17 protein-coding genes, 2 tRNA genes and 1 pseudogene are annotated in these 24,019 nt (G+C 57.0%); 11 read left to right on the top strand and 9 right to left on the bottom strand.

The annotated features are described in order from the left end of the window. Positions 1–51: 51 nt before the first annotated feature. A complete protein-coding gene (locus tag LRS06_RS18785; protein WP_257872907.1) occupies positions 52–2,475 on the bottom strand; it encodes an endonuclease MutS2 in 2,424 nt (807 codons plus the stop codon). A gap of 481 nt (positions 2,476–2,956) precedes the next feature. On the opposite strand from LRS06_RS18785, the gene LRS06_RS18780 reads away from it, so the two are divergent. Continuing rightward, positions 2,957–4,591 carry a S1C family serine protease gene (locus LRS06_RS18780; protein WP_257872906.1) on the top strand — a complete coding sequence of 545 codons (1,635 nt, stop codon included), beginning with the start codon at positions 2,957–2,959 and terminating at the stop codon, positions 4,589–4,591. Positions 4,592–4,709: 118 nt separating this feature from the next. Here the strand turns inward: LRS06_RS18780 and LRS06_RS18775 are convergent. The 3 genes and pseudogenes from LRS06_RS18775 to LRS06_RS18765 all read right to left on the bottom strand — a co-directional run bounded on the left by LRS06_RS18775 (position 4,710) and on the right by LRS06_RS18765 (position 7,415). Next, positions 4,710–5,428: pseudogene (locus tag LRS06_RS18775) on the bottom strand (IS5 family transposase). Between the two features lie 89 nt (positions 5,429–5,517). Next, positions 5,518–6,276 (bottom strand): TIGR02757 family protein, encoded by a 759-nt coding sequence (locus LRS06_RS18770; RefSeq protein WP_257872905.1) that lies wholly within the window; start codon positions 6,274–6,276, stop codon positions 5,518–5,520. A gap of 83 nt (positions 6,277–6,359) precedes the next feature. Next, complete coding sequence (locus LRS06_RS18765; protein WP_257872904.1) at positions 6,360–7,415, bottom strand: LysM peptidoglycan-binding domain-containing protein; 1,056 nt, start codon at positions 7,413–7,415, stop codon at positions 6,360–6,362. 211 nt (positions 7,416–7,626) lie between these two features. Here LRS06_RS18765 and kdsB point away from each other — a divergent pair, with 211 nt between their 5' ends. Next, the gene (gene kdsB / locus LRS06_RS18760; protein ID WP_257872903.1) at positions 7,627–8,373 is read left to right on the top strand and encodes a 3-deoxy-manno-octulosonate cytidylyltransferase; all 747 of its coding nucleotides are present in this window, start codon (positions 7,627–7,629) and stop codon (positions 8,371–8,373) included. 91 nt (positions 8,374–8,464) lie between these two features. Continuing rightward, positions 8,465–9,247 (top strand): IS5 family transposase, encoded by a 783-nt coding sequence (locus LRS06_RS18755; protein ID WP_257869898.1) that lies wholly within the window; start codon positions 8,465–8,467, stop codon positions 9,245–9,247. Positions 9,248–9,263: 16 nt separating this feature from the next. Here LRS06_RS18755 and LRS06_RS18750 read toward each other — a convergent pair whose 3' ends face one another. The 4 genes from LRS06_RS18750 to gap form a co-directional block, all read right to left on the bottom strand. After that, the gene (locus LRS06_RS18750) at positions 9,264–9,692 is read right to left on the bottom strand and encodes a DUF1622 domain-containing protein (RefSeq protein WP_257872902.1); all 429 of its coding nucleotides are present in this window, start codon (positions 9,690–9,692) and stop codon (positions 9,264–9,266) included. Between the two features lie 106 nt (positions 9,693–9,798). Then, a complete protein-coding gene (locus LRS06_RS18745) occupies positions 9,799–10,143 on the bottom strand; it encodes a translation initiation factor (protein ID WP_257872901.1) in 345 nt (114 codons plus the stop codon). Between the two features lie 126 nt (positions 10,144–10,269). Beyond that, complete coding sequence (locus LRS06_RS18740) at positions 10,270–11,148, bottom strand: diacylglycerol kinase family protein (protein ID WP_257872900.1); 879 nt, start codon at positions 11,146–11,148, stop codon at positions 10,270–10,272. Positions 11,149–11,254: 106 nt separating this feature from the next. After that, positions 11,255–12,262: a type I glyceraldehyde-3-phosphate dehydrogenase gene (gap, locus tag LRS06_RS18735; protein ID WP_257872899.1), complete on the bottom strand. Its 1,008-nt coding sequence runs from the start codon at positions 12,260–12,262 to the stop codon at positions 11,255–11,257. A 304-nt stretch (positions 12,263–12,566) separates the two neighbouring features. On the opposite strand from gap, the gene LRS06_RS18730 reads away from it, so the two are divergent. From LRS06_RS18730 to LRS06_RS18705, 6 genes are all read left to right on the top strand, one after another. After that, positions 12,567–12,638: transfer RNA gene (locus tag LRS06_RS18730), tRNA-Glu, on the top strand. A gap of 115 nt (positions 12,639–12,753) precedes the next feature. Beyond that, positions 12,754–12,825 (top strand) — tRNA-Glu (locus LRS06_RS18725). Between the two features lie 138 nt (positions 12,826–12,963). Then, the gene (locus tag LRS06_RS18720) at positions 12,964–13,887 is read left to right on the top strand and encodes a hypothetical protein (RefSeq protein WP_257872898.1); all 924 of its coding nucleotides are present in this window, start codon (positions 12,964–12,966) and stop codon (positions 13,885–13,887) included. A 34-nt stretch (positions 13,888–13,921) separates the two neighbouring features. Next, positions 13,922–14,806 (top strand): hypothetical protein, encoded by an 885-nt coding sequence (locus tag LRS06_RS18715; protein WP_257872897.1) that lies wholly within the window; start codon positions 13,922–13,924, stop codon positions 14,804–14,806. A 42-nt stretch (positions 14,807–14,848) separates the two neighbouring features. Beyond that, a complete protein-coding gene (locus LRS06_RS18710; protein WP_257872896.1) occupies positions 14,849–16,021 on the top strand; it encodes a glycosyltransferase in 1,173 nt (390 codons plus the stop codon). Between the two features lie 270 nt (positions 16,022–16,291). Next, positions 16,292–18,466, top strand: a complete 2,175-nt coding sequence (locus LRS06_RS18705; protein ID WP_257872895.1) for a bifunctional alpha,alpha-trehalose-phosphate synthase (UDP-forming)/trehalose-phosphatase — start codon at positions 16,292–16,294, stop codon at positions 18,464–18,466. Positions 18,467–19,017: 551 nt separating this feature from the next. Here LRS06_RS18705 and LRS06_RS18700 read toward each other — a convergent pair. Continuing rightward, positions 19,018–20,799, bottom strand: a complete 1,782-nt coding sequence (locus LRS06_RS18700) for a glycoside hydrolase family 15 protein (protein WP_257872894.1) — start codon at positions 20,797–20,799, stop codon at positions 19,018–19,020. A gap of 365 nt (positions 20,800–21,164) precedes the next feature. Here LRS06_RS18700 and LRS06_RS18695 point away from each other — a divergent pair, with 365 nt between their 5' ends. Both LRS06_RS18695 and LRS06_RS18690 read left to right on the top strand, forming a co-directional pair. Further along, positions 21,165–22,958: an ABC transporter ATP-binding protein gene (locus tag LRS06_RS18695; protein WP_257872893.1), complete on the top strand. Its 1,794-nt coding sequence runs from the start codon at positions 21,165–21,167 to the stop codon at positions 22,956–22,958. Positions 22,959–23,087: 129 nt separating this feature from the next. Continuing rightward, the gene (locus LRS06_RS18690) at positions 23,088–23,972 is read left to right on the top strand and encodes a membrane-binding protein (protein ID WP_257872892.1); all 885 of its coding nucleotides are present in this window, start codon (positions 23,088–23,090) and stop codon (positions 23,970–23,972) included. The last annotated feature ends 47 nt before the right edge of the window (positions 23,973–24,019 follow it).

Below are 24,019 nucleotides of genomic sequence, written 5' to 3'. Positions count from 1 at the left end.
CATATTGGAAGCCACCCTTTTCTGTTTTGAAGCCTCGAACAACCTCAGCTTCTACTTCAGCACCGCTACCGTAGCTCCGTCGCCGCCGCGGTCGGCGTGCTCGTCGGCTACGCTGGCCACGGTGCGCTGGCTGCGCAGGTAGTCGCGCACGATCTGGCGCAGCACGCCATTGCCACGGCCGTGCAGGATCTTTATTTCCGAAATGCCCAGCATCACGGCGTCGTCCACGTAGGCCATTACTTTGGTCAGCGCATCTTCGGCCCGCTCCCCGCGCAAATCCAGCGTGGTGTTGAAGCCTGACATACGCCCCGTGATATCGAGGCCCAGGCCAGCGTACTGGGCTGGGGCTTTGCGGCTGGCTTCCTTCTCCCGCTCCCGGATTTCGGAACGGCTGAGCTTTTCGAGCTGGCCTACTTTCACCAGCGTCTTCATGCCCCCGAAGGAAACCTCGGCGGTTTTGCCCTTCACGCTCATCAGCTCACCGTGGCCTTCCTGCCCAATCAGCGCCACTTTGTCGCCGGGCTTGAGAGTGCCCGCCTCAGCCAGCTCGCGGGTAGCGCGGGGCTTGGGCGGCTCAATCTGAAGCTTTTCGCGCACGAAGGTGTCGAGCTTTTCGCGGGCCTGCTTGGTTTCTTCCTTGCCCGCCTGCGAGCGGCGGATGTCGGCAATGGTGCTTTCAATTTGCTGGTTGGTGTCCTTGAGTAGGAGCTTAGCTTTTTGCTTGGCCTCGCGCAGCACGTCCAGGGTGGTTTCGTCAAGGTAGCGTTTGAGGTCCTGGTATTCCTGGGCGGCTTTCTTGAGGCGTCGCTCGGCCTTGGCAGCTTCGGCGGTGCGCTGCTCCAGCTCAGTTTTCTCTTTTTCCAAGCCTTCCAGCAGCCGGTCGTAGCGGATTTTATCCTTGCCTACCAGCTGAGAAGCGCGCTCCACCAGCTGCTTGGGCAAACCAATTTTGCGGGCAATTTCGATGGCGAACGAAGAGCCAGGCTTCCCGATTTCGAGACGGTAAAGCGGCTGCAGCTGGTCGGGGTCATAGCGCATTCCCCCGTTCACGATGCCGGGCGTACGCTCGGCGTAGTTTTTCAGGTTGGTGTAGTGGGTGGTAATAACGCCGAAAGCCCGGGCGCGGTTGAGCTGCTCCAGCACGGCCTCAGCAATGGCCCCGCCCAGGGCCGGCTCCGTGCCCGTCCCGAACTCATCAATGAGCACCAAGCTGCGCTTGCCGGCCAGGGTCACGAACTGCTTCATGCTGAGCAAGTGCGAGGAGTACGTGCTCAGGTCATTTTCCAGGCTCTGCTCATCGCCGATATCCAGGAAAATATCATCGAACATGCCGGCTTCGGACGTTTCGCCGGCCGGAATCAGCAGGCCGCACTGCAGCATGTACTGCACCAGGCCCACCGTCTTCATGGCCACCGACTTACCCCCAGCATTCGGCCCCGAAATCAGCAGAATGCGCTGCTCGGGGTTCAATTCAATGTCCAGGGGCACTACTTCGCGGGGGTCGTCCTTGGGGTGGTTCTGGAAGGCGAAGTACAGCAGTGGATGGCGCACCTGCTTCCAGTGGGCCAGCGGCCGGGAACTGAGCGAAGGCAGCGTGGCCTCCAGCTCCCGCGCCAGCCGGGCCTTCGCCCGGATGAAGTCGAGCAAGCCTAGGTACTGGTAGGCTTTGCGCAGGTCAGGAATGTGAGGGCGCAGCTGGTCGGTTAGGGCCGTGAGAATGCGCACCAGCTCGCGCTGGTAGGCGTTTTCGAGGTCCTTGATGTCGTTATTGAGCTCAAACACGGCTTCCGGCTCGATAAACACCGTCTGCCCCGAGGCCGATTCGTCGTGAATCAGGCCCTTTACGCGGCGCTTATGCTCGGCAATGACGGGCAGCACCAGCCGCCCACCCCGAATGGTAGGTTCGGAGCCTTCGGGCACCCAGCCTTCCTGGCGGGCGTGGCGCAGAATGCCCGCAATCTGCTTGCGCAGCATGCCCTGGCGGTTGATAAGCTCCTGGCGCAGCTGACGCAGCAAGGGCGAAGCATCGTCGCGTACCTGGCCTTCGTCGTCCACCACTTTGTCGAGGGCAGCCAGCAGGTTGCGGTCTACCTGCACGCCAATGCCTAGTAGGCGCAGCGTGGGGTAGAGCCTATCCTCGGCCTGAGTAAAGAAAACCAGCGCCTCCCGAATGGTGCGCAGGCTCATCTTCACGGAGAAAAAAGCGGGCACGTCGAGGTAAGCGCCGGGCAGCGAGGCGCGCACCAGGTGCGGGTTTACATCGTGGTAGTGGGCACTGGGGAAGTCAGCGCCGCTGTGCAGGAGCTGGCGGAACTCGTCGGTCTGGAGCAGGAGCTTCTGAAGCTGCTCGGCGTTGGTCTGGAAGCTCATTTTAGCCACAAACTGGCGACCCAGCGCGCTCAGGCACCGCTCCTCCAGCATCTCACGCAGCTGCGCGAAGCCGATTTTTTGCTCGAAGTTATTGGGAAGAATCAAATCAGAAAGTCGAAACGAAGTAAGCGGGAATCGGAAGAGGATGCGAAAGTAAACAGCATTCGGCGGGCGAAAGATTCAAGTGAGTTAGTATAGCATCAAATTCTGTTTGCCGGATCGTATGAGCCAGACTTAAAATTGAATTAATGGAAGGCTGACGCTTTTTTCTACGCCCAAAGCTACCTACTTTTGAAAACTACGATTGTACAATCACCCAATCCCAGCAGCTGATTAGCCCAAACGTTCCTGTTAGTATTTTTCTCTATACCACTTCATGACGATACACTAAAAATGCCACAATAATCTTCTTATTACCAGCCTATTATACTACCTAAACCACCAACGTGGCCAGGGTGCCGCTACTAGCCGGTTTCTCTTTTCTTTTGTTTCGGCCATTGCAATTCCGTGGCCTCCTATGCTACCGGTGACGGAAGCCAGCAGCATACGTGTACCTGTTTTCTTCTCATTTCCCTTTCATCATTTTATGAAAAAAACCTCTACTCGAATTATCAGTGGTTTGCTGCTGGGCTCTTTGCTGCTACCTAGCTGCGCCACCATACTTTCCGGCTCCCGGCAATCAGTACGGTTGGTAGGTGCCCCTTCTGGGAGTACGTATTATATTAACGACAAACCTGTTGAAGCCAAGCCAGTAGCCGGTCAATCCAACACCGTAAGCATACGGGTGCCGCGTAAGCGGAGCTCCGAAGTGAAGGTCAAACATGACGGCTACAAAGAATATTCGCAGGTTTTGTATCCGGATAAAACCACGGGCCTGACATATTTAAACTATGTGCCGCTCATATATGGTACGGCTAAGGGTCTTTCTTTTTCTACCAACTCCAACGGTGACACAGAGTATACCGGCCAGACCGGCTTACTGCTGATGTTGGGAGGACTCTTTGGCTTGCTTACGGACTATGCTACTGGCGCCAACTCCCGCCTCGATAAGAAGGAGCTTCAGGCAACAATGCCCCAGATGCCCAAAGCAGTGGCCGGCAGCCAATCTGTTCAGTGCACCCTCATGAATGTGCGCATTAAAGGCGGCGACAAGATGGGCAACCTTTTCGTGCAGGGCGAACCCCAGGAAATCCTCTATTTCGGGAAGTCCCTCGACACCGATGCTGAGCACCTGAAATCTTCCGTCAATGGGTCACTTAAAGATATCGGCTACACCGTGCCCGATGCTGAAACCAAAAGCATTTTCTCGGCTGGCCTCAACTCTCGTTACACGCTGCAGGGCGAAATGCGCGACGTTAAATACAATGTCCATGCCTCATCCCCCTACAAATCAGCTCATTTCGAAACACGCTGCACAGTTGAAGTAACCTGGAAGCTGCTCAACCAAAACCGACAAACGGTGGTAGAGCAAAAGACAGCTGGTTCCAGTATTAAATTTGAACAGGGCGGCAGCGCTGCTTTCGAAGATGCATTTGAGAACTCCTTCTACACGTTCTTTGCCAATCAGCAAGTTACGGAGGCCCTAACCAAACCAGCCGGTGGCAAGGGTGACTCCGATGCTGTGCAGGCACCTATCTCCATGCGCCGCGGCACGCCAATGGCGGCTGATAAGGGGCTAAGCACCGCTGCACGATGTGTGGTTATTGTAGAAACCAAAGACGGTCACGGAAGTGGCTGCATTATTTCTCCGGATGGCTATATAGTGACTAACGCCCATGTAGTTGAAGACCAGGAAGAAGTAAAAATTCAACTCGCGGATGGCATGAGCTCAAAAGCAAAGGTTGTTCGCCTCAATCCTGAAATGGATTTGGCTCTGCTCAAGATCGATGCAGAAGGTCTTACTGCTTTCCAGTTGCCAACCACCAGTCTGAGCGAAATAGGTGCAGATGTATTTGCCATTGGCACTCCTGCTGATAAAGAATTGGGACAGACGGTAACCAAGGGTATTATAAGTGGCCGCCGTAAGGTAGATGGCCGCTCCTTTCTGCAAACTGATGTGAGCATTAATGGTGGCAACAGCGGAGGTGCACTCGTGGCACGGACGGGCCAACTCCTGGGCATTGTTAATGCCAAATTGGTAGGTCGTGGAATTGAAGGTATTGGCTTCGCTATTCCTGCCGAGCAAGTAACGGAGGCACTCCATATCAAATTCACAAACTAGTTGCCAGATTCCTTAGGATAAAGGGCTTTCTGAATTGCAAGGCCGTCTGTTCTTTCTGAACAGACGGCCTTGCGGTTTTATACCCACTATAAAGTTCGTTGCTAGGTTGCACGGACATTTAGCGGAGCCACAAGAGGGCAGAGACGAAATGGATCATGCCCAAAAAGCTACTGGCTGTTTTTTCGTAGCGCGTGACGAGCCGGCGAAACTGCTTGAGACGACTGAAAAAGCGTTCCACTTTGTTTCGGTCGCGGTACAGGTTGCGGTCAATGCCCCGTTGGACCAAACGGTTCTTTTTGCTGGGAATCACGACGTGGTCCCCGATGGCCGTTACACTGGCCAGGACAGCGTCCGTATCGTAGCCTTTGTCGGCCAGCACATACGCGGCACCGTGCGCAGCCAGCAGCAAGTCGGCGGCGCGTTGGCAATCCGCTTGCTGACCGGGCCCCAGCACGATGCGCAACGGGTTACCCCGTGCGTCGACCAGCACGTGCACTTTGGTGGTCAGGCCACCGCGACTGCGGCCGAGGGCTTCGTCGCCGATGCGGCTTTTTTTCGGCTGCCCGCCGCCTGGGCATGGGCCCGCACCACGGTGGAATCGAGCATCACCCAGTCCAGATCAGGCTCCTGCACGGCCTCGAACAAGCGTTACCAAATGCCTTTCTGCGCCCAGCGCCGACTGCGTTTGCGCAGCGTGTCGTGCTTGCCAAAGCGAGCTGGCAGCGCCCGCCAGGCACAACCATGGCGCGCTACCCAGAATACGGCATGGAGAAAGAGCCGGTTATCGGCTCCTGTTCGGCCTACGTCGCCCGCTTTTCCCGATAGATGCGGGGCCAAAGCGGCCCACCCCGGTCACTGATTTCATCCAGATGGCTCACGAAGGCAAAGATAATTGTCCGTACAACCTAATATGGTTAAGCAGCTTGCTACCGCTCGCCCGCCACGCCCAGCCCAAACAGCGCGAAATCGTACTTTACCGGGTCCTGCGCGTCGAACTGCCGGAGGTTGGCCGTCAGTTCCTCAGCGGCCAGCCAATCGACCTGCTGGCGCTGGAGCAAACCCAGGCTGCGGGCAACGCGCTCTACGTGTACATCAATTGGGCAGATCAGGTCGGCAGCGGGCAGGCGCGCCCAAAGGCCGAAGTCCACGCCGTATTCGTCGGGCCGCACCATCCAGCGCAGGTACATATTTACGCGCTTGCAGGCCGAGCCCCGCGCCGGCGTAGCCACGTGCTTGCGGGTGCGCTGCGGAGCGTCTTCCAGCGAGAAAAACAGCGTATGGAAGTTCTCGATTCGCTCTTTCTGGGTGTTTCCTGCCAGAAAAGCGTCTTCCAGGGAAGAGTGCTGCTGGTAGTACCAGCGCAGCCAGTGCACAAAGTACAGCAGGTCAGTGTCGCAGAAGGTGCGGTGGCAAAAGCCCAGCAGCTTTTTCAGATCCTCGTCGGAATGCTGCAGCACATATTGATGAGGCGCATCGTCCATGCGGCGCATCAGCTCCCGGCACTTGCTGATGATGGTGGGACGCCGCCCCCAGGCCAGCAGCGCCGCAAACAGCCCACTGATTTCGATATCAGCCCGCGCACTGAATTGGTGCGGAATGCTGATGGGATCGGGCACAATAAACGTGGGCTGATCATAGCGCCGGTATTGCTCCTCCAGCAGGACGCGCACCTGGGCATGGTTCATAAATTCGGGGTAATCAGGTGACAGGTAACAGGAGACAGGTAACACGTCCCAATGACACCTAATTACCTGACACTTGTTACCCGTTACGGCAGGTAGGAAGTTTCCACGCGGAAGCGCTGGTCGGGGGTGCCCAGCATCTGCACGGCACGGGGCGAGAGGCGAATGAGGATGTTGCTGTTCTCGCCGGTATCGGGCAGCACGCCAATCACGCGCACGAACACCGACACGTTGTTCATGATGTTGCGCACTTCCACGATGCTGCCAACCGGGGCGGTTTTGTGCAGGGCCAGGTATTTGACGGTGGTATTGTTGGGAATGACGGCCGCCAGGCCACTTTCCGTCACGCGCTTCACCACCTCACTGGCGCGGGCCGGGCCCCGGTTTTCGTCGGCCTTCTCATCGGCCTCATCTTCTTTGGCCGTTTCCCGGGGTGTTTCTTTGGGCGTTACCGGGCGGGGTTCTTCCCGCGGGGTCGGCGTTTCTTTAGCGGGCATCGGGCGGGGCGGGGCCGCAGCCACGGCCTCTACGGGCTCGGGGGTTGGCACCGAAGCCGGGGCAGGCTTGCGCACGGGCGCCGCCTTCGTATCGGTTCCGCCCGAAGCAGTTCCGCCAGCGGGCACGATAATCAGCTTCTGGCCCACCAGCACCCGGCCGCCGGCCCCCAGGCGGTTTTGCCTCAGCAACGTGTTGGAGCTGACGCCAAAGCGCTGGGCAATGGCGTAGAGCGTCTGGCCGGGCTTCACCACATACACCCGGTTGCCCTGCGCATCGCGGGGCAGCGCCAGTGCCGCCGAGCTGGAGGCCGCAGCAGGCGCGGCCGTGCGGGCGGGGGTTGTAGCCCGGCTGGCCGTGGCGGCGGGCGTGAGCAGCACCCGGGTGCGGGGCACCAGCACCACCTGCCCCGAAATCAGGGCGCCTTTCACTTTTGGATTGGCTTCCACAATGGCATCGACGGCCACCTTATAGCGCCGTGCCAGACCGTACAGCGTTTCGCCGGGGGCTACGCGGTGCCGGATCAGGGCCGTGTTGTTGCGGTATTCGACGCCAATAGAATCGGGTGGGGCGGGGCTGACCGGGGCGGCCTGCGCCAGCCCACCGGCGCATAGCAAGGCAACAAGAGAGAAACGAAAGCGAATCATGAAGCAACGGAAAGCAGAGACCAGAAAAGCCAATCGGAAACGACGCGGGCGGCCTCTTTGCATAATTAGTGCCGAAAGATAAAAAATTATCCTCCCCAAGTACCACAATGGTAGCGCGAAAATGGCTTTCTACCTGACACTAAGCCCTCTTTTCGGCTGCTTGCCAGCCTTGTTCCGCTACCTTTGCGGCCTACCTTTTTTGCTTCTCGCTATGCTCTCCGCCATCGGTATCATTCCGGCCCGCTATGCCTCCACCCGGCTGCCCGGCAAACCCCTCGTAGACCTGGGCGGCCAGTCCATGATTCAGCGCGTGGTGGCCCAGGCCCGGCAGGCCCGCCTAAGCCGCGTGGTAGTAGCCACCGACGATGAGCGGATCCTGACCCACGTGCGCAGCTTCGGCGGCGAGGCCTTGCTGACTTCGCCTGCTCACCCCAGCGGCACCGACCGGGTGTGGGACGCCTACCAGCAGCTGGGAGCCTCGGCCGACTGCGTAGTGAATATTCAGGGCGACGAGCCGTTCATCCAGCCGGCTCAGATCAATGCGCTGCTGGATTTGTTTGCGGATACCGATACGCAGATTGCCACCTTAGTGAAGCCCGTCATCAGCGAAGAGGAGTTGTTCAGCCCCCACCTACCCAAAGTGGTGCTGAACACGCAGCAGGAGGCCCTGTACTTCAGCCGTCACCCCCTGCCCTACCAGCGCCAGCATCCCAACTGGGAGTGGTTGGAGCAGCACCGCTACCTGCGTCACATTGGCCTCTACGCCTACCGCCCCGCCGTGCTGCAGGAGCTAACCCAGCTGCCGCCCTCGGCCCTGGAACTGGCCGAGAGCCTGGAGCAGCTGCGCTGGCTGGAGCACGGCTACCGCATCCGCACCGCCGAAACTGCGGAAGCCACCCTGGGCATTGATACGCCCGAGGATGTGGTAAGAGCCCGGGAATTTTTACTGCAGGGCTAAGTAGCCTAAGAGCGTGTTTGGGAATTAGGTTCGGGCCAAAAGAAACGAGCCAGTAAGTTGCGTGGGGAGTTCCTAGGCTCCTTTTCGCTTTATGGGTGAGTGCTATCAACCCCTTACTGACTCGCAGTGGCAAGTTATTGCGCCGCTGCTGCCCCTGCAACGCAAGCGCCGCTTGTGTTTGCGCCAAGTCGTTGACGCGTTGCGCTACGTGTGCCGCACGGGCTGCCAGTGGCGCAGCCTGCCGGCGTGTTTCCCGCCCTGGTCGGCGGTGTACTACTATTTCGCCCGCTGGCAAGCCACCGGCACGCTGCAACGGCTTAACGAGGCCGGCAACCGCGCCGACCGGCTGGCGAGTCAGCGCTTGCCCACCCCGTCGCTGGCCCTAGTCGACGCGCAAAGCGTCAAACTGGCCCCGCGCCTGAACCAGCAGCGCGGCCTCGACGCGCACAAACGGGTGAACGGCCGCAAGCGCCAGGTCCTGTGCGACACGGGCGGCCGCATCTGGCAGGTGGTCGTGCACGCGGCCAGCGGACACGACAGCCGGGCGGCCCACCCGCTCTTGCCCCGGCGCGAGCAGCTGCGCCCGGCCTGGGCCAGCCGGCTGCGCACCGTGCTCACCGACCGGGCCTACCACGGTCGTTTTGCGCAGCAGGTCCGGGCCTTGGGCTGGCAGCACCAAGTGGCCAGCCGCCCGCCCAGTGCCGACCGGGGCTTCGTGCCCGTGGCCCAGCGCTGGGTCGTGGAGCGCACCTTCGCCTGGCTCAACTGCTTTCGGCGCATCGTCGTGGATTACGAGCGCACCCCGGCCAGCCATGCGGCCTGGATACTGCTCGCCAATCTGACCATGACGTTACGACGTGCTACAACCGAGTGAATTCCCAAACACGCTCTTAGCCCTCTACGCTTGGTGGTTGGCTGGCCCCGGCTGCTTTAGCCGTCACGTGCTGCTCGGCGGAATCGTGCTTTTCTTCCTTCATTTCTCTGGATAGGAAGAAGTTGAGCGCCGTCCGAATAATGGCAATGGCCCCGAGCTTGCCAATCTGCTCCCAACTGGGCGCTATGGCCGTGGAAAGAATATCGGCCCCCAGCTGAAACTCCAGGGCCAGGGCCAGGTAGCGGGCCAGGGTTAGGCGGATGGCCGTAAAGTCGGCGGTTTGCCGACGCAGCAAAGCCTTCAGAAAAAGCCAGCCCGCGCCAAAAATCCCCAGCGCGATGATAATGGCCCCAATGGTTTCCACGATCAGCTTCAGCCATAGCACGGCTTCGATAACGCCGTTTTCGGCCAGAGCGTGGATGGTTGGCGATTCTGTGGCAGGCATAGTTAGAGGAGCAGTAGTGAAGAACAGGTCCGAGGAACGGTTACTCCCATACGTAACCCCACCCCGCTGGTCTACTTACCCGGTCCACGCCAAGACCTTCTACCGCTTACCCGCCCGCTTTCTTGGCTTTGTAGCCGGCAGCCAGCAGCACGGCCATAACCTTGTCGCGAAAGTCACCCTGGATGATGATTTCGCCGTCTTTGGCGTTGCCGCCCACGGCGCACTTGGTCTTGAGCAGCTTGCCCAGGGTTTGCAGGTCGGCATCCTGGCCCACGAAGCCGGTAACGAGCGTGACCTGCTTACCGCCCCGGGATTTTTTATCCAGCTGCACGCGCAGGTTCTGCTGTTGCGGCGGCAGCGTGGTCGTTTCTTCGGCTCCGTCGTGTTGGTACTCAAACTCGGGGTTGGTGGAATACACCACGCCTTCGCGGCGCTTTTTATCGACTTTCATGCGAGTAAATGGTTGACTTGTTTTCTGGTTAAATGGCGGTTTTGCTAAGGGTTTGCTTGGATAGCTTCTGAAGGCTTGGAGCAACCCCATAACGGGTTTCTGATTTTAGCTATACCAGTCAACCCTTTATACCGCCACTTCCAGGGCCAGCGGGTGCAATTCTACGCTGAACTGCGTGCTCGTGCCCACATAGTCGCCATCCACGTGGAAGCCGAGGGGCTTGGCAGCCTCTACCCGCACCTGCCGGGCGGTATGAAACACCGCCGCCCCGGACTCCGGTAGGTCGCCGAGGGCCAGGGACAGCGCCACCCGCACCGCCCGCACTACCGACATGGAATCAATCAGGCATAAATCGAGGAGGCCATCCTGAATATCGGCGCGGGGTGCAATGTAGGCGTTGTTGCCGTACTGAGCGGCGTTGGCAAAGGCCAGCACGTAGCAGTTCGTTTCCAGCGTGGTATCGGCCAGCTCCAGGGTGATGGGTACCGGCCGGAAGCGGCGGTACTCGCGCAGGGCCACCTGGGCGTAGGTGCTCAGCCCCCGCGTGCCGGCCTCGGCAAAGCACTTGCTCACGTGCGCATCAAAGCCCAGGCCCGCTGTGCAGAAAAACTCCCGGCCGTTGATGCTGCCTACATCAATGCGCTGAAACGTGGGCTGGTTCAGATGCTTGATGGCCGCCGCTATTTCCATGGGCACCTTCAGGTGGCGGGCCAGCCCGTTGCCGGAACCCCGCGGTAAAATACCCAGCGCGGCCTGTGTGCCCAGCAGGCCTCGCGCTACTTCATTTACGGTACCGTCTCCTCCCACCGCCACCACTACCCGGCAGCCCCGGGCCGCGGCCGCGCGGGCCAGCTCCACGGCGTGGCCGGCGTACTGTGTTTCCTCCACTTCATAGCTCACCAGGTTGGCATCCAGGTGTTGGCTTAGCAGTGCTGGCAAATCCAGACGTCGGTTGGTGCCCGACGTTGGGTTCAGTAAAAAGCAAATACGCAGAACAGCGGGCATACTCCGGCAGAATCAACAGGGAACGGCGGCGCAAGGTACGCGACCGGGCACAGAAAAGCCCGACCGAAATCGGCCGGGCTTGTACCTATACGGGCAGCCAAAAGGCTTAGCCGTTCATTTTCTCTCCCAGCTGCTGAATCAGATCAGCAGTGCGGGTCGAGTAACCGGTTTCGTTGTCGTACCAGCCAATCACCTTTGCCAGCGTGCCGCTGGCCGAGGTCAGCTCCGAATCGAAAATGCAGCTGTGCGTGTTGCCTACGATGTCGATGCTTACGATGGGGTCGGTGGTGTATTCAATGATGCCTTTCATCGAGCCTTCGGAGGCCGCTTTGAGCGCAGCGTTGATCTGGTCTTTGGTTACCTCCTGCTTCAGAATCACTGTCAGGTCGGTCATCGAGCCATCCGGCACGGGCACGCGCATAGCCAGGCCATCGAGCTTGCCTTTCAGCGTGGGCAGAACCAGACCTACGGCTTTGGCGGCACCGGTGCTGGTAGGGATGATGCTGTAAGCGGCAGCGCGGGCGCGGCGTAGGTCTTTGTGCGGCGCGTCCTGCAGGTTCTGGTCCGAGGTGTAAGCGTGCACCGTGGTGATGTAGCCCTTCTCAATACCGAAAGCTTCGTCGAGCACCTTCGCCATCGGAGCCAGGCAGTTGGTGGTGCAGCTGGCGTTGCTGATGATGGTTTCGTCGCCGGTCAGGATGTCCTCGTTCACACCCAACACCACAGTTGGAATGTTGCCCGTAGCCGGAGCCGAAATTACCACTTTCTTGGCGCCTGCGGTGATGTGCTGGCCTGCGCCGGCTTCATCCACGAAACGGCCGGTGGATTCCAGTACCACATCGATGCCCATGTCGCCCCAGGGCAACAGCTTCGGGTCGCGCTCCGCCAGAGCGTGAATGCGCTGGCCGTTTACGGTCAGGCTTTCCTCATCATACGCTACAGTGCCATCAAAGCGGCCGTGTATAGAGTCGTACTTCAGCAGGTGCGCCAGCGTCTTGTTGTCGGTCAGGTCATTGATGGCCACCACTTCTACGTTGTCGCGGCCCAGCAACGACTTGAACGTCAGGCGGCCGATGCGGCCGAAGCCGTTGATGGCGACTTTAATTTTTGCCATGGTATAAAAGGAATGGGGTTAACGGCCCCCACGTGGGGCCTGGTGCAAACGCGGAGCGAAGGTACAGGGCCGGGGTAACTTCGCCAAATCAATTCCTGCCGGAGCACTTTATATGCCGGCGAAAATTCGCCAGCAGTGTGGCTTTCGGCCTCATATCCGGCTTTCAACTGGCTCGGCGAAAAAATTCCGGGCTGAAAATCAGTTGCTTTTACCCTTTTCCAGCACTTTTCTCTCAACAGGGTATTGCGCTCAATGTTTCGCCTCCTATCTTTGCACCATCAAAACGGAAATGGCCTCAGTATCTGGTCCGTTCGTCTAGGGGTTAGGACAGTAGATTTTCATTCTACCAACAGGGGTTCGATTCCCCTACGGACTACTCGCCTTCTGCTTTGATATTTGGTTTATGAAAACCGCTCCGGTGTATCCCAGGGCGGTTTTTTTATCCAAGCCGAACCGGCAAACGCGCCCTCGGCACCCGCAGTACCCCATTTGGTCCGTTCGTCTAGGGGTTAGGACAGTAGATTTTCATTCTACCAACAGGGGTTCGATTCCCCTACGGACTACTCGCCTTCTGCTTGACTTTGGGTTGAAAAACCGCTCCGGTACCTCCCAGAGCGGTTTTTTTCTTTTACGCAATAGCACAAGCAACGAGCCGTTAGGTAACTACCAGAACATCCGACCTTCAAAACAGCGCATTCAAGATGGATTACGAAGTCAAGCTGATTGATATTGACCAGCCCGGTATGGATGTAGCTATTACCAATCTGGTCAATTTGTCCTTCCGGGAGGTTAATCCCAAGACGCACCGGGATTTTTCCTGGCATACTATCAAGTCAGGTACTTACCACAATAATTCCGTCGTTGGCTCACCTTCCAGCTTTTACGTAGGAGCTTTCATTGATAATGAGCTGATTGGATTTACGGCGTTTAAGTCCCACGATTTTATACGGAACGGCGAAGTTCTTAATTGTTTTCATAATTGTATTGCTGTTACCTCTGAACAGCATAAAGGAAAGCGAATATTTCCTAATATCTTAAGCTTCGGCAAATCAATCCTGGAAAAAGAGGATGTCGGCTTTCTTTATGGCATCCCTAATCATAATTCCAGACCGGTTATTGAAAAGATAGGGTACAAGTACCACGGTCCTTTCCTGAAAGTAAACGTGTTTAATTTACCCGGCCTCTTTGAGTCAGCTTTCTCTAAATGGAAAGAGCAAGATTACTTATACAACGAAAACGTCTATTTCCAGAATGATTTTCAGCTCATTGATGTCAAGACAAATGAATATGGGAAGGCTCTGGTGGTTTTCGAAGATCTAGGCAATGTAATCTGGGGTAAAATCGAAAACAAGGTAGTCAAAGGCATTACCATCCGCTACTTAAGCGTAGGAGGCATGATTGTCAATAAGCCGCATTTCTTTAAAGACTCGTGCAAGAAGCTTTTTAAAAAGCATAATATTCAATTCATTCAGTTTATATTCCATAGCACTAGTATCTTTAAATCCTTATTCAACAATCCAAAACCTGCTCCGTTCGTGGAGCCATTCATGGTCCTTGATCTTAAGACTAAGATAACCGAGCATGATCAGTTTAATTTTATGCCGGCAATAAAAAACAATTTTTAACTATCTTTTATAAACACCCTTAAAGTTCCTTCTGATGAAAACTGCAGTGAAGAGCCTTTTCTACAAAGTACGGCCATACAAAATCCCGCAGCAGTACAAATTTCATTTGGGATATATATTTCATACTGAAAACGTATTTGATCAGGCTTTATTCTCAAAGTTACTATCCTTTTGCAAGGAGTATTATAGTATTACGGGCAAACGGCCGATTTGCACAGTTATGGCCGGGACCAGCCCTAAAGTAGCAGCGGGCTGTGCAGAGCATAAATGCTCGGATGAAATGCTGGCGGCACGCTACCATCAGCTGGCGTCCGTAGCTACTCTGGGCTACCATGGCCACTTTTATTTAAACCCAGCTTTATATCATCGATTTGAATCAGAAATTAGAAGCAACAACTTTATAACATCCTCCTTAGAAGCCCAATTTAGCCGCGACTTAGATTGGTTTAAAAAACACAATATCAATCACAATGGCTTATACGCCGGCGGTTGGTGGTTTATGAACTCCCAGTTGATAGAATTATTGATGAATGCAGGCTTCAAATTTGACTTCAGCTTTTCCAAGTCTCCCTTCTTTCGAAATCAATATTCTCACAGATTGATCCAGGAAAACAATATAAATACTGGCCAGCCATTCAGGATAGTTAAAGGCAATACTATTTTATATGAAGTACAAAACCTCATAGGCGCCCATACAACGGCTTTCACCGATGATTTTTACCGTGTATTGAGTGGACTGCTCACGCCTTCGCAATCAGAGGTTGTTGGCGTTTTAAATTCACATGATTATGACCTGGACTACAAGAACACGTTAATGGTTATTCGTGATGCTGCCGCGCAGAAAAATGTTCGTTTTTTTGACGCTGATGATTTATTAAGCAAATCTTATTTTAATTTCACTAAAACAGTAACGTTATAGTATTTAAATAGCGCTATAAATCTTTCACTTTCACCCTTTGTCATGAGCGACCAGAAATCAACTTGCTTTGTAATCACTTCGCTGGTAACGGGTGGCGCCGAGTTGCAGACTATCAACCATATTAATGCTTTTTGTGAAAGTAATAGCAATATCTTCCTGATTATTTTATCTAACATAACTGACGACAAACTACTGTCATCCCTTAATATCAGCAAAAACAACATATTAATCCTGGACCAGCCTTATAATACCCCTACTACCAAGGCCCTCATCAACACTCATATTTATCTACACAAAGTATACTCGTTTATAAAAACGCATAAATGCGAAGTAATTGTTGCGAATCTTCCGCTGGCTCACTTTTTCATGAGAGCAACTAAGCTATACGCCAGAGTCCGAGGGCTGAGCTTTAAACTAATAAACTATCATCGGTCTTTACAGTTTACAGCCAGCCCAATTGACTCATTACCTAAACAGTTATTTCATAAGTACAACCAGAGCTTGGCAAACAAGACTGATGATGGAAATATTTTCATTTCCAAGGCGTCACTCGATGATATGCAGGATAATTTTTCTATTAAAAGACCAATTATCATTTATGATGGGATTCAATACAAAAACGGAGATTCTTCCTTGGCGTATAACTATTTGCGTTCTATTTCAATTACACCCGATTATCTAATTGTGCTACCGGGCAGGCTACACCCGGCAAAAGGGCACCTTTTCTTCCTCGATGCTATTCATAAATTTATAACCGACAACAAGTTAGAACCCAAAGATATATTCATCATTTTCGCCGGAGGTAAAAACTTAGAAGATACGATTCGGACTGAAATTAGCGCCCGGAAATTGGATAGCTATATACATATTACGGGTATTATTGAAAACGGCCTGCTCTTGTCGCTTTTGCAAGTTGCCGATTTGGTTGCGGTTCCGTCAATCCATGAGGGGCTTGGCAACACGGCTATTGAGGCGCTAATGCAGGGCAGCCTGGTGCTGGCTTCGGATGCTGGTGGCTTACCGGAAGTAATTCAGGATTCTCGAAATGGTTTTATGTTTGAAAGAAACAATCAGGAATCCTTTTTGAGCCAGCTTCATAAGATATATTTCAACAAGCTTACTATTGACAAATCTGTATTGATTGACGACTTTATGAAGCGGTTTTTATTTGAAAGTCATATCAAGCAGCTAAAGGAATATATTTATAGCCTTTAAGAGGCTTCCAAGTTGCATCAAAACCTTTTTATATTTCAGGCGACATTTAAGGGCCTTGCAGCTACTCCAGTTGCCAAGTTGCTTGTACTAACAGGCCCCCGTCCAAAAGCACTTTAGGCGCGAGTACCGCACCTCAACCTTCTTATTGGCAGACGCTTATTTCGCGTGCCAAGTCTGTTCGTCTGCGTTTTTTGCGAAAGGATGGATAGTTTCACCACTTCCTAGCCCGTTCTCGCGTACGTTCAAGGGTCCACCATCCCGCCATGGCGTATGTCCAGAACGATTATTGTTTCCAATCGACTACCTACTAAAGTTCTTCGCACTGAAGAAAGCCTCACCTTTCAAGCCAGCGAAGGCGGCCTGGCCACCGGCCTGGGCTCTATTTATCGCCAGGAAGGCAATGTTTGGGTAGGCTGGCCGGGACTGTTCGTGGAGGATGCCAATGAAGAGGAGTACGTACGCCAGCAGCTGCACGACGACAGCATGGTGCCCGTGTTTCTGACGGAGCCCGAAATCCGGGACTTCTATGAGGGCTTCAGCAACTCCACGCTCTGGCCCACCTTCCACTACTTCTCGCAGTATGCCACCTACGAGCAAAGCCACTGGGAAGCCTACGTGGCTGTGAACGAGAAATTCTGCCAGGCCGTGCTGGCCCTGGCCGGCCCGGAAGACACCATCTGGGTGCACGACTACCAGCTGCTGCTGCTGCCGGCCCTGTTGCGGCAGGCCCGGCCCGAGGCCACTATTGGCTTCTTCCTGCACATTCCCTTCCCTTCCTACGAGCTCATTCGCGTGCTGCCCTGGCGCAAAGAGCTGCTGGAAGGCATGCTGGGGGCCGATTTGCTGGGCTTCCACACTTTTGGCTATATGCGGCACTTCTTGAGTGCCGTGTCGCAGTTGCTAGGGTTTTCCTCGCAGAACGGGCAGATTGAAACCGGGGCCCGCACGGTGCTGGTGGATGCCTTCCCGATGGGCATCGATTACGAGCGGTATGTGCAGGCGGCGGCCTCCGAAGCGGCGGTGCACCATGAGGCGGTTTACCGGGAGGCCCTGCGCCAGGTGCGTGTGATTCTGAGCATTGACCGGCTCGACTACAGCAAGGGCATAGCCCAGCGGCTGCGGGCCTTTGAGCTACTACTACAGCGCTACCCGGAGTGGCGTGAGCAGGTAAGCCTGATCATGGTGGTGGTGCCCTCGCGCGACCAGGTGGCCCAGTATGCGTCCCTCAAGGAGGAAATTGACGAGCTGGTGGGCCGCATCAATGCTCAGTACCGCACCATCAGCTGGACGCCCATTCACTATTTCTACCGCTCCTTTCCGCTGGAGGAGCTGGCTTCGCTGTACCGCCTGGCGGAGGTGGCACTAGTGACGCCCATGCGTGACGGGATGAACCTGGTGGCCAAGGAATTTATTGCCAGCAAAGCCGACCAGCACGGGGTACTGATCCTGAGCGAGCGTGCCGGGGCCGCGCGGGAGCTGTCGGATGCCCTGATCATCAACCCCACCGATACCGGCCAGCTGGCCGAGGCCATGCATGACGCCCTGGTGATGCCAGAAGACGAGCAGCAACAACGCATGAGCGCCATGCAGGCCCTGGTAAGGCAGTACAACGTGTTTGCCTGGGCCAAGCTGTTCATGGCCCGGCTGACCTACAGCAAAATGAAGCAGCACACACTGGCAACCGAAACCTTGCAGCCTGCCGTAATCGAGCAGCTGCGCGCTCAGTACCAGGGCGCCCGTCAGCGCCTGCTGCTGCTGGATTATGATGGCACGCTGGCGCCCTTCAACGCCAACCCCCAGCGGGCCAAGCCCGACCAGGAACTGCTGCTGCTGTTGCGGGCGCTGGCCGATATGCCGCAGAACCGGGTTGTCATCATCAGTGGGCGCGACCGGCAGACGCTGGAAGCCTGGCTGGGGCATCTGCCCATCGATTTTATTGCCGAGCACGGCGTCTGGCTCCGCGCCCACGGCCAGGAGTGGCAGCTCTTTCAGACCCTGAACAACGAGTGGATGCGCGACATTCGGCCCATTCTGGAGCTGTATGTAGCGCGCACGGCGGGTGCTTTTATTGAGGAGAAAGAATACTCTTTGGTGTGGCATTACCGCCGCGCTGATGCCGAGCTGGGAGCTGAGCGTGCCCGCGACCTGCTCAACCACCTCACCTTCATGACCTCGAACAGCGACCTGCAGGTGATGGAGGGCAACAAAGTCATCGAAATTAAAACGTCGGGCCTCAACAAAGGCACGGCGGCGGCGCGCTGGCTGGCCACGTACCAACCCGATTTTGCCCTGGCCATCGGCGACGACCGCACGGATGAGGATACGTTCCGGGCCATGCCGCCGGAGGCGTACACGGTGAAGGTGGGCAGCACGCCTCGCTCCCTGGCGCGGTTCAGCGTGGCCTCTACGACTGATGTGCGCCGGCTGCTGCGGAGCCTGCTGTAGCGGGTTTCCCTCTGCTGATCTTCATAAATACATAGCACAGGCCCGGTATGCTTCATTCCGGGCCTGTGCTATGTGCTGACGGGCTTGCGAGGAGCCTGGCCGGCGGCGCAAGGGCTGCTGTCATCGGCGCAATACGCTTTGTCAGGGGCGCAATGCCTTCTGTCAGGGGCGCAATAGGCATTGTCAGAGGCGCGGAAGCTTCTGTCAGTTGCGCAGAAGGCTGTGTGAAGGGCGCAGAAGACATTGTCAGAGGCGCGGAAGACTTTGACAGGTGCGCAGTTGCCTTTGACTGTTGCGCGGTGGCAGCTGACGCGCGTGGGATTGAGACGTTCGGTTTCAGATGTGGCAGGCCTTATAGGAATAGAACAATGTTGAGACGCCTACTTGCATCTCGTCGTTGAACAACAGTCGTTGGGACTGCGCGGGCGACGAGACGCAAGTAGGCGTCTCAACATTGTACTACCGCTTCTTAGCGCGTGTCCGGGATTTTGCATAAGCGCTACTCCCGTCATGCTTAGCCTGTCGAAGCATGACAATTCCCAGACACGCTCTTACAGGAAGTTGGGCTTGCTGAGCTTTTGCGCGATGCGGTAAGCGGCGTTTACGAGCCCCACGTGGCTGTAGGCCTGGGGGAAGTTGCCCCACTGGGAACCGGTTTTGGCGTCTACGTCCTCGGAAAGCAAGCCCAGGTGGTTGGTGTAGGTGGTGAGCTTTTCGAACTCCCGGATGGCTTCCTCCACGCGGCCCACGCAAGCCAGGGCCTCCACGTACCAGAAAGAGCAGATGAGGAAAGTGGTTTCGGGGGTACCGAAGTCGTCGGCGTGGCGGTAGCGGTAGAACAGGCCTTCGGGGGTTTTCAGCTCCTTTTCCAGCTCTACAAGGTGGTGGGCGGCTTTTTCGGAAGCCGGGTCGAGGTAGCCCATCAGGATGAGCTGCATGGTACTGGCATCGAGGTGGGGCGAGCCGATGGCGTTGGTGTATACCCCGCGCTCCTGGTTGAAGCACTGCTCAATCCGGTCGGTAGCGGCCTGAATGAGGCGCTCGGCACGGGCTTCCATGTCGCGGTTACCAATGGAGCGGGCCACTTTGCGGGCAGCATGGCTGCCGGCCCAGTGGAACAGGTAGGTGTAGCAGTGGTACTGAGCCAGGTTGCGGAACTCCCAGAGGCCGGCATCGGGCTGATCCATGGTTGTCTCGATGAGGTTGAGAGCTTCCAGCACCAGCTTCTCGGGGTTGGGCCGCTCGGGGTCGAGAAAGCGGCAGTCCACGTAGAGCGGCAGCAGCGCCACCAGCACCTGCCCGTACACGTCGTTCTGGATGTGGGTGTAGGCGTCGTTGCCAATGCGCACGGGCTGGTTGCCGAGGTAGCCGGCCAGGGGCAGCTCTTCCTCAATGAGGTCAGACGCCCCGCTGATGCCGTAGAGCGGCTGGTACTTGTCTTTGATCTTGGTGGAAATATTAGCGATGTAGTGGAAATACCGCTCCATCTCCTCGAAGTGGCCGATGTTGTTGAAGGCCGTGAGGATGTAGTAGGTGTCGCGCATCCAGCAATAGCGGTAGTCCCAGTTGCGGGTGCTGCCGGGCGCTTCGGGCAGGGAGGTGGTGCTGGCCGCAATGATGGCGCCGGTGTCCTCGTACTGGTGGATTTTGAGGGCCAGGGCCGAGCGAATCACCTGATCCTGGTGGAAGGCGCTGATGCTGGTGCTTTTCACCCACTTGCGCCAGTAGTCGAGGGTGCTGAGCAGGAACCGCTCGGCGGTACTTTCCAGCGGGGCTTCCAGGGGTGCGCCGTAGGTGAGCACGAGGTACTTGGTGTCGTTGAGGGCAAAGTCTTCCTCGTCGAGCACGTAGGTGAGCGGGATGTTGGTGGTGAGGCGTATTTCCTCTTCCAGGCCCAGAAAAGCAATGTGGTTGGAGCTGCGGCGGCGGTTGAGGGCCAGCTGCCCGTACTGGCCTACCGGGCGGCAGGCCACCCGCACGCGGGGTGAGCCTTCCAGCGGCTCCACCTTCCGGATAAACATGAGGGGCTTGTAGTACCGCTCGTACTGGGAAAAGCGAGGGGCAAAGTCCGTGACGCGGTAACGGCCGTCGGCGGTGGTAATTTCGGTGCAGAGCACGTTGGTGTTGGGCCGGTAGTACTGCCGCGACTCCCAGGTGCCGGTGGCGGGCTTGATGCTGAACTCGCCGCCCTTGTCGTCGTCGAGCAGGGAGCCGAAGACGAAGCTGCTGTCGAAGCGGGGCCAGCAAAGCCAGCGCACGGCGGTGTCGGTGTCAATCAAGCCAAGGAAAGCACAGTTGCCAATCAGGCCCAGATTATAGGTGTGTTTCTGCATGTGGTAGCACGTTTGGTGGCGGCTGGCCGGAGAAGGCACAGGCGGATCTACTTATCGGTTGTACTACGGGAAGGCAGCTGAGGTTCCAAGCGGGCAGGCAGGAATAGTGGGGTGAGCGGGTTTTTGGGACGTCATGCTGAGCGCAGTCGAAGCATCTTGGTAGTGTGGTAAGCCTAACGGAGCGGTAGGGATGCTTCGACTGCGCTCAGCATGACGTTCTGGAGTCTTGTCGCAGCATAACAGCAAGCTTTGAGGCACTTATCTGGTTGGTTCCTGGCTTTCAGCCGCTACCTTGCTGGCCACCGAAAACTATTCCGCGGGCTCCCGGTATCTAACCAGGCCCGAACCGGCCCTTACCCTCCTCCATGAAACTACTGTACTCCTACCTCCGCAACTACTGGGGGCTTCTGGCGCTGGCCTTGCTGCTGGCCGCCATCAACCAGGTTTTCTCCCTGCTCGACCCGTATATCTTCCGGCAGATCATTGACCGGCACGTGGTGAAAGCTGGCTCTACGGCGTTTCACGACGGCTTCGGGGCGTTTTTGCGCAGCGGGGCGGGCCTGCTGATTCTGCAGGCCATGGGCGTGGCCATGGTGTCGCGCATTGCCAAGAACTTCCAGGATTACTACGTCAACGTCATCACCCAGCGCCTGGGCGCCCAGCTGTACTCCGACGGACTGCGTCACTCGCTCGATTTGCCCTACCAGGTGTTTGAGGACCAACGCTCCGGCGAGACCCTGGGCAAGCTCCAGAAAGTGCGCACCGACGTGGAGAAGCTGATTCAGAGCTTCGTGAACGTGCTGTTTATTTCCGTGGTGGGCATCGTGTTTGTGACGTGGTACGCCATCAGCGTGTACTGGCCCATTGCGGTGGTATACTTCCTGACGATTCCGCTGCTGGGCTCGTTGAGCTTGTTTTTGAGCAAGCGCATCAAGGTGATTCAGAAAACCATTGTGGCCGAAACCACGGCCCTGGCCGGCTCTACCACCGAGAGTCTGCGCAACATTGAGCTCATCAAAAGCCTGGGGCTGGCCCAGCAGGAGACTGAGCGGCTGAACACAACCACCGACAAGATTCTGAAGCTGGAACTGAAGAAGGTGCGCTACCTCCGCTCCTTATCGTTTGTGCAGGGCACGTTCGTGAACTTGATGCGCAACGTGATTCTGCTGATGCTGCTGTATCTGGTGGTGCAGCAGGTGATTACCGTGGGTGAGTTTTTCTCGTTCTTCATCTACTCCTTCGCCATCTTCGGGCCGCTGCAGGAAATGGGCACCATCATCAACGTGTACCGCGAAACGGAAGCGTCCTTGGCCAACTACCAGCAGATTCTGAACACGCCCCGGGAAGTAAAGCCCCTGCACCCGAAAGTCATTCAGAAGCTCGAAACCCTGGCCTTCGACAACGTGCACTTCCAGCACCTCTCGGCTAGCGCCCCGGCCCTGGATGGCATTTCCTTCCAAACCAAGCTGGGCGAAACCATAGCCTTCGTGGGGCCCTCGGGCTCAGGCAAAACCACGCTGGTGAAGCTGCTGGTAGGCCTGTACCCGCCCGCCCAGGGCCAAATTCTCTACAACAACATTCCAGGCCCGGAGCTGGACCTCGACGCGCTGCGGGAGCAAATCGGCTTCGTGACCCAGGATACCCAGCTGTTTGCGGGCACCATCCGGGAGAACCTGCGCTTCGTGGCCCCGCATGCCACCGACGAGCAGTGCCTGCAGGCCCTGCACCAAGCCGCCGCCGACTCCCTGCTGGCCCGCGCCCCGCAAGGCTTGGATACCGTCATTGGCGAGGGCGGCGTGAAGGTTTCCGGGGGTGAAAAGCAGCGCCTGAGCATTGCCCGGGCCCTGTTGCGCCACCCTACCCTGCTGGTGTTCGACGAAGCCACTTCGGCCCTGGACTCCCTCACGGAAGAGGAAATCAGCCAGACGGTGCGGGAGCTTTCGGGCTCGCGCCAGCACATCACCATCCTCATTGCCCATCGCCTGAGCACCATCCTGCACGCCGACCGAATCTTTGTACTGGAGCGTGGCCACGTAGCCGAGGCCGGTCGGCACGAGGAGCTGCTGCAAAGCAAAGGCTTGTACTACGCCATGTGGCGCCAGCAGATTGGCGAGCGGCCGGCCCCCAAGGCGGCGCTGCAGCGGCCGGTAGCGGTATAGAAATATTCGGATGTGACAGGCACGAAAACAGGGTAAAAACCGTTAAGATCTTGTGAACGGGCGCCGGGAAAGCCGGGCCGCGTTGGCAGGATTCTTGACATTTCCTTCATCCAGCTACAGGATATTTTCATGACTCACCTCCGCATTTTTCGCCGCATTGCTGGCTTGTGCCTGGCAGGCGGGCTTCTGATTTCTTCGGCCGCTTCGGCCCAAACCGTTGCGCCCACCAACCGCGACGTTATCCAGGAAATTACCGACGTGGTAGGCCTAAAGCCGCGCTTTGAGCTGCGGGCCACCTCGCAGGTTGAAAACGCCGCCGCCGTGGTGTACAATGGCCACCGCTACCTGCTCTACAACCCGCAGTTTCTGGCGGCCGTGAACCGGGCCGGCCACACCGACTGGGCCGGCATCAGCATTCTGGCCCACGAAATGGGCCACCATCTCAACGGCCACACCCTGCGCCCCGGCGGTTCCCAGCCCGCCGATGAGCTGGAAGCCGATGAGTTTTCGGGCTTTGTGCTGCGTAAGATGGGCGCCAGCCTGGCCGAAGCCCAGGCCGCTATGGCCGTAGCCAGCGACGATGCCGGCTCGGCTACCCACCCCGGCCGCCGCAACCGCCTCGGCTCTATTGGGGCGGGCTGGCAGCGGGCCGATGGGCAGATTGCCGCCAGCACCCGTGCCACAGCCCCTTCGGCCAAGCCCGTAGCCCTGAACCCCCAGCCGCAAGCCATGCCGGTACGCACCGTAGCCGCCGCAACACCGGTGAGCGTAGTGGGCCGCATCACCTTCCGCAGCAACCCCGATGAGCCGTACTACCTCACCAGCCGCCTGAACGTGGTACGACTTGGTGACGACCATACCGCGCAGGTGGTGGGCCGGCTTACCCGCTCCGACAGCCAATATTTTCCTTATGTGCTGGTAGATGGACAGGAGCGGCGTCTTTACGTGAGTGCCCAGGGCGGGGTATACAACGCCCGCGGCCAGCAGGTGGGCCTGGTTTCAGACCCTTCCTAAGCTTCGATTTTCTACGTTCCCAAACGCCCGCTGCCTCACGGTAGCGG

Origin of the sequence: Hymenobacter sp. J193, assembly GCF_024700075.1 — a bacterium.
Taxonomy (GTDB): Bacteria; Bacteroidota; Bacteroidia; order Cytophagales; family Hymenobacteraceae; genus Hymenobacter.
This window is presented reverse-complemented; position numbering and strand designations above follow the sequence as displayed.